This window comes from Microcystis wesenbergii NRERC-220 (genome assembly GCF_032027425.1).
GTDB classification, from domain to species: domain Bacteria; phylum Cyanobacteriota; class Cyanobacteriia; order Cyanobacteriales; family Microcystaceae; genus Microcystis; species Microcystis wesenbergii_A.
Window position 1 is genome coordinate 1563941 of sequence record NZ_JAVSJA010000001.1, and the last position, 13305, is coordinate 1577245.

Consider the following 13305-nt stretch of genomic DNA (forward strand, 5'->3'; position numbering starts at 1 on the left):
CCCCACTCATCTGAGAAACGCTATACTGAGGAACTTCTTCTGAGCAAACAAACTACTCCCAATGCTCCGATTAATCCTAATCCTAAGATGAATGAAGATTCCGGTACCGAGGTGGTCAGCGTCAGTTTCAGATAATCAACACTGGTATCATCATTAATTCTGATATCGAGAAATCCATTACTATTTAAACCAGGAAGAAGATTGCTTACTCCAGTACCTTGCGACGGTGGCAAAGCGGCGAGATTGAGGGTAAAAACCTGACCAGACGGATAGTTCGTTGTGTTCCACGAATTAGGGAGTATTCCTGTGGCACCAAAACGCGAGATAAAATAAGGTGGATTAGGCCCTGGATTATTCATAGAATAAAGTGGATTATTTGGTGGAGGTGGAGGTGGAGGATCTACTGGATTCCCTGGAGGATTACTCCCTGCTTGCCACGCAAAAGCTAACGTAATAGCGTCATTGTACGAGCCACCGTTACTATCGCCATTAGGTTTGGCTCGAAATTCTAAGGTTGCTGATGTAATATTACTTGGCAACCCTGTGAAGGTATGAAATAACTGTTTGTCAATGCTAGAATCATCAAAATTATTCGTGCAGAAAGAAGGACATACACCTGAACTTGTCGCAAAAGAGGAAAGACTCGCACTTGGACTCGATAATTCAGTACCGTTACTTAGAGAAAAGTTATCATTAACCCCTGCTATGTAAGTAAAAGTACTAGCTTGAACATTGGCAATTGTGACTCCTAGAACCACAAAGGTAGCTCCTACAGCAGCTACCGGTAATCTTTTTATTGCCGTCGAAGTTTTCATATTCCGAAACTCTCCCAAAACTAAATTAACACACTGACTTCCCTCTGAGAAAAATTAGGCCTTGCTGAATCAAGGTATGAATGCCAACTGTGCATCGTATCCAAAAGTTAGTTTGGGTCTAGGTTTTAAAAATCCCACAAGAGAAGATTCATATCTCAAATCAGCAACGCCTACATAGTTACTATTATTTTCTCAATCAGGGGCAAATCATTGTATGACTTATTCTTGCCCCTCCCCCCGATTTTGTCAAGACCTATATCTTGACTTTAGAAAATCTTAACATTGCTCTAGATATTGGGACAGGCTTTTGGTTCCTGTTCTTTAATTGTAACCGGCTACTTAGTTGATGATAGGTGGTGCGTTACGACGGATTGTTACCTTCAAGTCAAAGCAGCAATTTTTGCCGTCTAACGCACCCTACTTTTTACTTTTTGCCGCAAACCCTACTTAGTTGATGATAGGTGGTGCGTTACGACGGATTGTCACCTTCAAGTCAAAGCAGCAATTTTTGCCGTCTAACGCACCCTACTTTTTACTTTTTGCCGCAAACCCTACCTATAAGATGCTTTGGGTACGGAGAGAGAGGGATTCGAACCCTCGTTAAAGTTACCCCTAAACAGCATTTCCAGTGCTGCGCCTTCAACCGCTCGGCCATCTCTCCAATTGAGGTCACGATCATCAATCCTACAGCAAATGCTGCCGATCTGTCAAATTATTTTTCTTTTTCCGACGATGACCGATCAGGTTAAACTTCATCTTGAAGGGAAACGCTGTCAGTTAAGCACACCCTAGATATTGATTTAAGATTGCGGCTGTAGCTAGACCAGTTTTTTGCCAACTAAACTCATCGGCCCGTTTTTTGCCTAGATGACTTAATTTTGAGTGTAATTGTCGATCTTGAGCGATAATTTTCAGGGCATCGGCTAAGGCCTCGACTCGATAGGGATCGATTAAAATTGCCGCTTTTCCCGTGACTTCGGGCAAAGATGACAAATTTGAGGTGATGACCGGTGTACCGCAGGCCATAGCCTCTAAAACGGGCAATCCGAAGCCTTCCCAGAGACTAGGGAAGACTAAAGCAGTGGCTTGACTGATAACTTTGGGTAGGTGATCGTAGGGGATATAATCGAGAAATTTAATGCGATCGCTGACTGCTAATTCCCGCGCTTGTTGTTGTAAATTGGGGGTATAACGGCGATCGAAGCTGCCGGCAATCCAAAGATGATAATCTGTTAAATCTGGGGGCAGTTGGGCAAAAGCGGCGATTAAACGCGGTAAATTTTTATAGGGATTGGGACGACCGAGATAGAGAAAATAGGGATGCTCTGGCTTATTATCTTCAATAGGGCGAAAGTGATGATGATCGTAGGCTAGGGGAATAGAAGTAATTTTATCGGCGGGAATTTGATAATATTCAGTGATATCTTTGGCCGTTGCCTGAGAGTTACAGATGATATGTTTTGCCTGTTGTAATACCTGCGGCACATAATAACGGAAATAGTGGGTTAAGGGGGAAGTAAGACTGGGAAACCGCAGGGGAATTAAATCGTGGACCATGACGACAAAGCGACAGGGAGAATTTATCGGTGCTTCCGGAAGGGGAGAAAAGAGTAAATTGGCGTTTAATTGTCGGTAAATTGACGATAACCGCAACTGAGTCCAGAGTAAGCGTTTTAAATGACCTTTCGCTCCTCGATCGGGGGCGAGACCCTTGGGGATAGAATAACAGTTAAAGTCGGGATAACTATTAGCTGTTAGTAGGGTTGGTTCTAAATTTTTTAGGTAGGGTAAGAGGTTAAGAATGTAGGTACTGATTCCCGTGGGTTGGGGAAAAAGTACCGAGAGATTAATTAATAACTTAGGCTGTGTATTCACTAATTACCCTGTTGATATTTGCTGAGAATTTCTGAGATATATTGGTAGCCTTCCACTCCAAGGGATTTAATCAGGGAGGAACGTTCCTGACTGAAAGTCTGTTCAAAAGCTGCGATATTTTTGCCGCGAATAACCGTTAATAGACTAGCAGCTTGTCGCCATTCTACTGCACCGATTTCGTGTAGCCAATACATTCCTAGAGAACCCATATAAATGGCCTGTTCAAAATTCTTGTCTTGATAGTAAGCTTCCCCTAAATAAGTTAGTAATAAACCTTGCAGATATACATCTCCGTAGTATTTGGCCGATTCCAATCCTTGCAGGAGAATATTAATCGCCTCTTGAGTTCTTTCAAGGACAAGATATGCTAAACCTAAACTGCTACAACAAAGGGATTTACTCTGCCAATCTTGGAGACTTTCCGCTAACTTTAATCCCTGCTGTAAATACTCGATCGAACTTTGATAAATTTCGGGATCGTATCTCTCTAACTGTTGCGCTTCCTGTACCTGACTATAACCCAAATTAGCTAAAGCGTTAGCCTGTCCTAAACTATTACCCTGTTGACGACTTAAAATTAAAGCTCTCTGACTTAAATTAATCGCTTCTGCATAGTTTTTTTGGATAGCATTGAGACGAGATAAATGGTTTAAATTAGCTATTTCACAAGCAGAGTCCTGCTGTTGACGAGCAATTTCTAAAGCTTGTTGATGACATTCTATGGCCTGTCGATAGTCGCCGCGAATGCGATTAGAATAGGCAATTAAAGTTAAAATTCTCGCCTTTTCTCCCGTACCTTCCACATAACGCAGAGGAATTGATAAATAATCTAAGGCATCCTTGAGATAACTGCCAGAAAAGGAGGCAAAAATTCCTCCGTATAAAGGAAAATAATCCCGTTGAGCAAAGGTTCTCAGAATTTGTAAAGCCATCTGAAAACAGCCGCGACTATAGAGGGAATTTTTACTAACTTGCTCGAAACTATTGGTTAACAGCGACCAAATTAAAGCAAAGGTGAGAAAGGTAGAAATTGATAATTTTGCTCCCAGTTTTTCGCTATAGATACGCTGATCAAAAAAGTTAATTAGTCCCCTTTGGATATATTGAAAAACAATAGCAGTTTCTACCCAATCGGTTAAAGTTAAATCCTGGGTGAGAGAATCAAAAGCTTGTTGATTAGCTAAACTTTCTAAGACTCGTTTTAACCAAGAGGGATTAACTTTACTTGCCCAAATTTGCCAGGGTGTCACTCGCTCATTATCATTAGTAAAACCAAGATTGCGATTTTGTTCGTAGAGCCAACTGGTGAGATCATTCGATAAATTTGACCAAGTATTTAACCCCAGATTAATCCCCGTGGCAATTTGCCATAAATCTGCTTCTCCCCGCTGCTGAGAAACTGTCTGTAAATGCTTGGCTAACTGTTGTAATTGTTCTCGGGTTAAAGCATTATTTTGATTGGGATCGATTAAATTCACTAACGTCAGTAAACGATCCTCTCGATCGATTTTTACCAGATTATCGATCGCCGCTGCAGTGAGAGAATTTTGCTGATTGGTTTTTTGATATTTTTCCCATTCACTTTCGATCGTTTCCAAGGCCCGTAAAACCCTAGTCGCTTTAATTTTTGTTTCTAACTGTGAGCGAGTAAAGATTATTTTTTCGGTTAAACAACGCTCAAAAATTTCTCCTGTGCCATTTTTTACTCCCTCGGCTAAAAGGTTATAAACCTGTGATTTAGCCCTAATTTTTCCTTCTAAAGTTAGATTGACAATGCGCTCAATTAGTGCATTATAAGTTTCGTTGAAGTTATCTCTATTTTCTGTCATAGGGGTTTTTTTCAGTTATCAGTAAACAGTAAACAGTAATCAGTGAAAAGACAGTAGTAAACTTCTAAGCTGTACTGAATTTAAACTGCGTAGGGGAAATTTTAGTACAAATGCTCAAACTCCCTCTCCCTGCTCCCAACTCTGGTGCAGTCTTAACGAGTAATTTAGATAGTCAACAGCTGATTTAATGCTGCACACTTAAAACTTAAAACTTAAATCTGATAACTGATAACTGATAACTGATAACTGATAACTGATTCAAGACTGACTGCCGTTGATCAAAGTAATTACCGTCACTTCGGGGGGACAAAAAAGACGACCGGGAAAATAGGTTCCTAAGCCGCGATTCACATATAATTGATTTTCCCCGACTCGATGAAATCCCTCGGACCATTGCCAGTATCGGACTACTCTGCTGAACTGCCGATGAAAGGGGACCCATGGACGATATGGTTCAGGCAGCGATCGCCTAAATTCCTCTAAAACTATCGGTAGGGAACCCATACCGGGGATAGTCACTTGGCCTCCGTGGGTATGACCAGATAACTGCAAATCCACGCGCAAATCCCTTAAAACCATGGCTGTATCGGGATTGTGGGAAAGGACGAGTCTGGGTATATCGGGGGAAATTTGCTCGAGGATTTGCGGCAAAAATTCCCCGGACCAATAATCGGCCAATCCGACGATGGGAAAATTTTCGCCGTAGGGTGTGACGATTTCATTCCAGAGTACCCGAATTCCCACGCTAGTTAGGGCCGATATGACCGTTTCCCTTGCCTGCGGAAGATAACTGTCATGATTTCCTAAACAAGCATAAATACCCCCTTGACTTTTGAGAGCTTTTATGCTCTCGACTAGGGCAAAAATTGGCCTGGGACTATCGGTAATAAAGTCCCCCGTCAGGAAGATGAGATCGGGTTTTTCCTGATTAGTAATGGCGATCGCTTCTTGCAGGACAGCTACAGGCAAATGCTGTTCATCGCAGTGCAGATCTGACCACTGCACCAACTTGATCCCTTGCAGATGTGCCGGTAGGCCGGCAATTGCGATCGTTAATCTTTCTACCTGTAAGGATTCTAGCCAAAAGGGTCGCATCGGTGAGCCGTTGTCGGTGAGTATGTCAACAGTCTATCAATTCCCGATGGGGTTGTTGGGGGATGCTTCCGCAAACATCCCTCTTTTGACCATTAGCCTTGAAATTTACTGATAATTCTCTCCATGGCGGCCTCGACGTTGGCACGACTATTAAAAGCCGACAGCCGGAAATAACCCTCTCCGGCAGCCCCAAAGCCAGATCCGGGGGTTCCCACCACATTACAGGTATGTAGCAGTTTATCGAAGAAATCCCAACTCGATAGACCTTGGGGCGTTTTTACCCAAACGTAGGGCGCATTTACGCCGCCATGGACTTCTAAACCGGCGGCGGTTAATTTTTCTCGGATAATTGTTGCATTTTGTAAATAAAACTTGACAAGTTCTTGTACTTGTGCTTGTCCTTCCGGGGAATAAACCGCCTCGGCCCCCCGTTGGACAATGTAGGAAACGCCGTTAAATTTGGTCGATTGCCGACGATTCCACAGTTTCCAGAGTTGCACATCCGTCCCGTCGGCCGCTTTGGCCGTGAGACTTTGGGGAACCACGGTTAAAGCGCAACGGGTCCCGGTAAAACCGGCATTTTTAGAAAAAGAGCGAAATTCGATCGCACATTGCCGCGCCCCCTCGATTTCATAGATGGAATGGGGTAAACTGGCATCGGTGATAAAGGCCTCGTAGGCCGCATCAAAAAAGATAATCGATCCGTTGGCCCTGGCATAATTGACCCAAGCTGTCAAGTGTTCTCTGGTAGCCGTGGCCCCGGTGGGATTGTTGGGAAAACAGAGATAGATTAAATCGACTTTTTCCGCCGGAATCTGGGCAGTAAAGTTATTTTCGGCGGTAATTGGCAGATAAATCAACCCCTCGTATTCGCCGCGGTCGTTAGCCTCTCCCGTGTGTCCGGCCATAACGTTAGTATCGACGTAAACGGGATATACTGGGTCGGTCACAGCGATCGAGTTATTATCTCCAAAAATATCGAGAATATTGCCCGTATCGCACTTAGAACCGTCAGAAATAAAGATTTCATCGGCACTTATCTCACAACCGCGAGCCTGAAAATCATGGACGGCGATTTTCTCCCTTAACCAAGCATAACCCTGTTCGGGACCGTAACCCTTAAAGCTAGAGCGATCGCCCATTTCCTCCACTGCTTTGATCATGGCCTCGCGACAAGCTAGGGGCAAAGGTTCGGTGACATCCCCAATCCCCAGACGGATAATATTAGCATCGGCATTGGCTGCCGCAAAAGCTTGGACTCGTCGGGCAATTTCCGGAAAAAGATAACCCGCTTTTAGTTTTAAGTAATTACTGTTAATGGTTGCCATAATTATTCTCGTTTCAGTCGCAACCTTTAATTCTATAATAGTCAGTCATCGGCCGTCAGTTTCGATCGCTCTCCTTGATGCACTAAGCTAAGAGGCATTTAAACCGCTTATTCTTAGATTAGCCGAACCTCCCCCAATCCCTTTACTGTTGCCTTTTGCCTCTTGCCTCTTGCCTCGTCTCAACAAGCAATTTAAATTACGAACAGCTTAGGATTGGGTGTAGGCGGTTGTCTTTCGATATACAATCAGATAAAAACCTCTTAATAATTGACATTAGTATGGGTGAATCAAAACGTCGTCAATCGGCCCTGGGTGATAAATATGGACAGGAGGAAAATATCCTGCCTTGGCTACCGATTACCAAAAGTCAAGCAGCCCAAGCTTACAAGTTAACCACTAGGGGGGCATGGATTGGTATAGGAGTTTTAGCCGGGGTTTGGGTAGTTATTCGCTTTGTCGGGCCAGCTTTCGGTTGGTGGGATGTCCAATAAACAACGGCTCTCTTCGGTTTGGTGGTTAAAATGTATTCTAAGATACAGTCACGCTGGCGGTCGCAACGCGCTCGCTACGCGAGATCGAGTGGAACGAACCACAAAGATACAAAGGACACAAAGATTGATCGCTCCTATATAAGTTAAACTTATCACACAAAGAATAAGAGAGCCAATCGTCTTTTTCCCTAATCCCTAAAAGTTGTCCTTAGTCTTTGTTTACTCTACAATTTTCAAGGATACAGAGAAAAGCGATCTGCAAAATTACTTCTTTCCGTTCTCCTCTCTGGGACTGTAGCGCCTCTGCGTGAAACAAAAAAATATAACACTCATGCCCGAATCACAGTAATTCTATATTGATTTTCTGTCACCACAACTTCAGTTGATAACCTTTCTTCCATTGGTAAGGCATTTTTGCGCCTATCAAAGATAAATAACCAACCAAAATCTAAACCCAAACGCCCTAAATAAGATTCTAATTGTTCAATTCCATCAGCTTGCGGATCGCGTTTTTTATCCCGCCATACTTTTAATTCAATCCCTAAAGTTACATCTTTATACTGTAAACATAAATCCATTCTATCGCTACCAATTGCATATTCCCTTTCTAAAACTCCCCCACCATTAACCACACGATGTAAAAAAGCCATTAATACTATATGCGGAGCAATTTCATGGTAAGCAGCACTACTTAATAATGGTTCTCCATGTTGTCGCCAAAACTTGAGAAATGCTGTTAATAAAGCATCTATATTTAATTCACCTTTTGCTGTCAACCAACTAGGACTAATTAAAGGTAAACTGTCCTGAGTTCCTTGTACTAAAACCCGGGGAATAACTTCACGATAAATGGGGTTAGAAATAACTAATCCCCCCATCGGATCACGTCGTAATAATCCTAAATCTATTAAATATTGGCGATCATCTGCTAGAGTATCGGGTAAGGTTTGCCCTGCTAAAATCGGTTCAATAATGTTTTTAACTCGTTTTTCTCTGAGTTTTTCCGCTAAACTATCTAAATGAGTATCCTGACGATTAATTAATATTTCTTTGGCTGTTAAAATATGTTCTTTGGTAATAGTAATACTTCTATCTTTTACCATTTTTTCTACAATTTCTTTAGCTAAAGCATTGACTAACCAAGGTTGTCCTTGAGTTAAATAAAATGCTGTTTCTCTAGCTTCTGGTGTAAAAATTTGTCCAGTTGCTGCTGTATGTTGTTGATATAATTCTCCTACTTCTGCAAGATTAAAATTTCGCATGGTAAGAGAAGCAACTTTTATATTAAAAGGACTAGATGTATTTAATCTATCACTACCACCCGATGCTACTTTATAATCTCTCACATCTCGTAAACCAATTAATCCTACTGAGGTCGGAAAATTTTCAGGACGATTAGGAAAACCATCTCTTAACTGTCGCAAAACTGATATTAATGTTTGGTCTTGTAAAGAGTCAATTTCATCTATAAATAATACTATGGGACGATTGATGGCTTTTGCCCAACCTCTTAAAAAAGCCTTAATTCTGCTTCCTGGTTCTTCCTGTTGCCATTGTTTAGCAGCAGGTTGTAATTCGGTCGGTAAACTATCCTCAATTGTATTATACCAAGTTCCTAAAATTGCCAATTCTGCGGCAGCAGGATCATGATTAAATGCACTTCCTACTTCTACAGATACCATGACTGCGGCATAATTTCCGGTATCGGTAAGTTGTTTTGCTAGGGCTAACATGGCGGTGGTTTTCCCTGTTTGTCGTGGTGCGTGAAGGACAAAATAACTACGTTGTTGAATTAGCTCCTCTAAATCTGGTAATCTGACTGTGGGAGATAGCATATAGTGGATATCGTCTTTACAGGGACCGGCAATATTAAACCAGCGAGTCATAGAATTTTATTATTTAGTGGACATTTTAATTTTAGATGATTTTGGTGGGGTTTGTAATGGCGGGAAGGAAGAGGTGATGCTCGGCAATACTTTGTTATGCTTGATTATGATCAATTATTGTTATGTAGAGCAATGGTAGGCTGATTTTATGTTTGCTAAATCAGATATGGGCTGTTCAGCAAGAAAGTGGCATTTAATATACAAGACTTTGATTGTTGATAGCTTACTGGTATAATGTGGGAGCGCACTGATATTGTTAACTTCCAGTACCATCGTTACCGAAACCCGATCGAACGATGGTGACAGGAGATCAGTTGATGATCAAAATTGAAAATCTTAAGCTAATTGTCAAAAATTATGGCCGCTGAAATTATTTGTGTAGGAACGGAATTATTATTAGGGGATATAGTTAACACTAACGCCCAATATTTAGCCCTAGAATTGGCAAAATTAGGTATTCCCCATTATTATCAAACGGTGGTGGGGGATAATGTGGAAAGACTGAAAAAAGCGATCGCTATTGCCCGAGAACGTTCCTCAATTTTAATTTTTACCGGGGGACTGGGACCGACTCCCGACGATTTAACCACAGAAACAATCGCCGATTTTTTCCAAACGCCCCTCAGAGAAGATCAGGAGATATTAGCAGAAATCGAGGCTAAATTTACGATTTTAGGGCGAGAAATGCCCCCTAGTAACAGTAAACAGGCTTTAATACCCGTGGGAGCCGATTTTTTGCCAAATCCAACGGGAACCGCCCCCGGCATGATCTGGCAACCACAGACTAACCTGACTATTCTCACTTTCCCCGGAGTACCCTCAGAAATGAAGAGAATGTGGGTAGAAACGGCGATTCCTTACCTAGAAAGTCAAGGATGGGGCAAAGAGAGGATTTATAGTCGTTCTCTGAAATTTCGCGGTATCGGTGAGTCAGCTTTAGCGGAAAAAGTTGTCCATTTATTTGATCTGACTAATCCCACCGTTGCCCCCTATGCTGGTTTAGGCGAAGTGCGTTTGCGAATTGCGACGAAAGCCCCTTCTTTAGAGGCTGCTTTGCAGGTAATTGAACCGGTAGCGACGGAAATTAAGGAAATTGCCGGATTAGATTATTTTGGTGCTGATGATGATACTTTACCCGCAGTGGTGGGGGAACTGTTGCGGCGACAAAAACAAACTTTGAGTGTGGCAGAATCCTGTACTGGAGGAGGATTAGGGGAAATTATCACCCAAATCGCTGGCAGTTCCGATTATTTTTGGGGTGGGGTTATTTCCTACGATAATCGGGTAAAAGTTGCCCTCTTAGACGTAAATGAGCGGGATTTAAATAATTTCGGGGCTGTCAGTGCCATTGTTGCCCAACAGATGGCCCTAGGGGTGCAAAAACGCCTCGCTACCGATTGGGGGATCAGTATCACGGGTATTGCCGGACCAGGAGGCGGCAGCGAGACAAAACCCGTGGGCATAGTTTATATCGGTTTAGCCGATCCTGAAGGAAAAGTGACTGTATCAGAGCATCGTTTCGGAGAAAATCGAGATCGCTTGACAATTCGTCAGATTAGTGCTTATACCGCGCTCGATCGCCTACGCCGGAATTTATTAACAATATCTTAAAAAAGAATTGCCAAGAATATATACTCAGACTAAAAACCTATGTTAAGCTTAATATAAATACAAGATATAGATTCCCCCGCTCGTCAGATTTAACAGCCAAACGATGAAAATCAGTTAAAATTCTCCAGAATCAAGCTGTTGCGGGGATCAATCGACGAAAACTCATAGCTAGTATCTCAAAGGAGCCATTTGGTCAATGGACTATTTAGATGAAGTGATAGACAAGTTGAGAGAATGGGCGCGCAAACTGATCGAGAGTGTTTTTGGTCCGGAACCCGAACCCGAACCCGAACTAATCCCGATCCCCGTGCGCGATCACAGTCGATAAGGCCACCGGTAAAACAGAATATTGCGATAATATCAGTGCAAACTTACTATGAGTCTGCACTTGATTTTTGACTGAAGCCAATCCTAGCTTAGAGCTTGCTGAATAAATCTAAAAACTTTGTTGGGTAACACTTTTAGACTTTTTGTCAATCAAAAAGTACCAGATATGGGAGTGATCGGGGGGAAAATTCAGGTAATTTTTCCCTGAAAATTAGGTAATTGACCACATGAAAAGGGGTAAAACCCTACACCCCACACCCAACCCCCCCGATGTCGGGGGGGTTGGGGGGGCCACACCCTGCCCCCACGAGCAACTTTTTGCCGCAAACCCTAGCTTAATTTGGTGACGATTTGATTATTTAGTAACAATTCTTGACTGAGTAAATCTTCCACATTAATCCGCAGGAAACACTGATCATCAATCCAGAACTGCACTTTAATGCGATCTTTGCCAGGCAAACCTAAAGGATCGAGTTTAGCGATCGATCGGGCCCCCTCGCGATCATTTAAGGGTTGGACGCTAGTTTCTCCATTACCGAGGGAACGAGTAATTAATTTATCACCATCAAAATAGACCTCCATTGCCCCCCTTTCTGGGCCTAATTCGCCGATAATTAATTCAATGCTAGGTTGATTGTCCACGGAAGCACCTAGGACTAATTCCACGGGTTTTTCCATAGGATAGGGTTGTCCGGAGTTAATAATCGGATGCCAAGCGTGGGCATTTTTGCGACGATTCCAGTAACGAATCCCGTAGCTATGATAAAGAAAATCTTTGACTTGATAACCTTGGGCTAATTGTAACGCTCCCAAAGCGATCGCTTCAAAGGGTCGATCCTCTTTAATTTTACTACTATCAAAATACTGTCGCACCCAATCTTTTACCGCCGGAATTTGTACGGTTCCCCCGACTAATAACACCGCATCGATATCGCTAACTTCAACCCCATTGCGTCTTCCCTGTTGCAAAACTCCCGTCATTAAATCATCTAATTGATTAAAAAAGTTTTGTTGTTGGAGAATATCGGTCAATTGTTCTCGATCTAAGCTTAACTCGTAACTCTCGAAATTTTCCTCATCAAAATATACCTCCTCGGCGGTTAATTGGGAAGAAAGTTTAATTTTTAATCTTTCTGCTAGACGAGTAGTCAAGGAAGTTTTCGCTAAAGATTGCTTTTGGGCAAAATAATCGACAATCCAATCGTCGATATCTGACCCCCCTAAATTTGTCCCCGCCTTGGCTAAAACTCTCGCTAGTTTAGTTTTTTGGGCAGAATTATTGCCTAAAAGTTTTTCTCCCCACTTGAGAATAAAACCTTGATTTTTTTGAGGATTATCTAAATCTAATTGTACCAAAGAAAGATCGAGAGTGCCACCGCCAAAATCTACCACTAAAATCACTTGATCCCCAGTGGTTCCATAACCCAAAGCGGCGGCCGTGGGTTCATCAATTAGGCGAATTTGTTCGATTTCCCAACCCTGACAAACATTACTTAACCAATTGCGGTAACTTTCAAAACTATCGACGGGGACGGTTAAAACTAGAGATTGGGGGGTTTCCGGGGTGGTGTTTTTTAAGTGGTCGATGATGCTATCGAGAAACCATTGGCCAACCCCCTCGAAACTGAGGACAGTTTCCTCTAATTCCGGTAAAAATCCTTGAATTTTTGCCCCGATACCTCGTTTAAAGCGACGAAAAAAACGCGGATCTCGATCGATATCTAAACCCCGATCCCGTACCGCTTGACCGGCAATTACTTGCAGGGGATTGGCTGATTTAATATAGAGTAAACTGGGAATTAGTGGCGGATTGTCGGCTATTTGTTGGGATAACTCCGATAATTTCACGGTTTCGGCCCTATTTGTCGCCCCATTCCAACGAGTAATGACGGTATTACTGGTTCCGAAATCAATAGCGTAGAACACGATCGATGGTTTTTAGGTAAATTTAGTTAATTATCCGCCATTGTAACCTGTTATTTACTGAACCCGCCCGATCGAGGTGCAAACTTCCCCAAAAAATAGAGAATTTGGTCAGCGTAAGCTCA

10 protein-coding genes and 1 tRNA gene are annotated in these 13305 nt (G+C 42.5%); 3 read left to right on the forward strand and 8 right to left on the reverse strand.

Annotated elements, in window-relative coordinates:
- Nucleotides 1–20: 20 nt before the first annotated feature.
- The 6 genes from RAM70_RS07635 to RAM70_RS07660 all read right to left on the reverse strand — a co-directional run bounded on the left by RAM70_RS07635 (nt 21) and on the right by RAM70_RS07660 (nt 6942).
- Nucleotides 21–815 (reverse strand): hypothetical protein, encoded by a 795-nt coding sequence (locus RAM70_RS07635; protein ID WP_312673117.1) that lies wholly within the window; start codon nt 813–815, stop codon nt 21–23.
- Between the two features lie 574 nt (nt 816–1389).
- A tRNA-Ser gene (locus tag RAM70_RS07640) sits at nt 1390–1476 on the reverse strand.
- 116 nt (nt 1477–1592) lie between these two features.
- A complete protein-coding gene (locus RAM70_RS07645) occupies nt 1593–2690 on the reverse strand; it encodes a glycosyltransferase family 4 protein (protein ID WP_312673119.1) in 1098 nt (365 codons plus the stop codon).
- Complete coding sequence (locus RAM70_RS07650) at nt 2690–4519, reverse strand: tetratricopeptide repeat protein (RefSeq protein ID WP_288000452.1); 1830 nt, start codon at nt 4517–4519, stop codon at nt 2690–2692. Before RAM70_RS07650 ends, RAM70_RS07645 begins: the two co-directional genes overlap by 1 nt.
- 258 nt (nt 4520–4777) lie before the next feature.
- Nucleotides 4778–5614 carry a metallophosphoesterase gene (locus RAM70_RS07655; RefSeq protein ID WP_045362718.1) on the reverse strand — a complete coding sequence of 279 codons (837 nt, stop codon included), beginning with the start codon at nt 5612–5614 and terminating at the stop codon, nt 4778–4780.
- A gap of 92 nt (nt 5615–5706) precedes the next feature.
- The gene (locus RAM70_RS07660) at nt 5707–6942 is read right to left on the reverse strand and encodes an LL-diaminopimelate aminotransferase (protein WP_288000450.1); all 1236 of its coding nucleotides are present in this window, start codon (nt 6940–6942) and stop codon (nt 5707–5709) included.
- 278 nt (nt 6943–7220) lie between these two features.
- Here RAM70_RS07660 and RAM70_RS07665 point away from each other — a divergent pair, with 278 nt between their 5' ends.
- Complete coding sequence (locus tag RAM70_RS07665) at nt 7221–7433, forward strand: DUF2839 domain-containing protein (RefSeq protein ID WP_045362712.1); 213 nt, start codon at nt 7221–7223, stop codon at nt 7431–7433.
- Between the two features lie 329 nt (nt 7434–7762).
- Here the strand turns inward: RAM70_RS07665 and RAM70_RS07670 are convergent, their stop codons facing one another.
- Nucleotides 7763–9319, reverse strand: a complete 1557-nt coding sequence (locus RAM70_RS07670; protein ID WP_312673122.1) for an AAA-like domain-containing protein — start codon at nt 9317–9319, stop codon at nt 7763–7765.
- A gap of 357 nt (nt 9320–9676) precedes the next feature.
- Here RAM70_RS07670 and RAM70_RS07675 point away from each other — a divergent pair, with 357 nt between their 5' ends.
- Nucleotides 9677–10930 carry a competence/damage-inducible protein A gene (locus tag RAM70_RS07675; RefSeq protein WP_190380644.1) on the forward strand — a complete coding sequence of 418 codons (1254 nt, stop codon included), beginning with the start codon at nt 9677–9679 and terminating at the stop codon, nt 10928–10930.
- 196 nt (nt 10931–11126) lie between these two features.
- Nucleotides 11127–11258 (forward strand): hypothetical protein, encoded by a 132-nt coding sequence (locus RAM70_RS07680; protein WP_002757361.1) that lies wholly within the window; start codon nt 11127–11129, stop codon nt 11256–11258.
- Between the two features lie 329 nt (nt 11259–11587).
- Here RAM70_RS07680 and RAM70_RS07685 read toward each other — a convergent pair whose 3' ends face one another.
- On the reverse strand, nt 11588–13183 hold the full coding sequence (locus RAM70_RS07685) for an Hsp70 family protein (RefSeq protein WP_190380643.1): 1596 nt from the start codon (nt 13181–13183) through the stop codon (nt 11588–11590).
- Between the last annotated feature and the right edge of the window lie 122 nt (nt 13184–13305).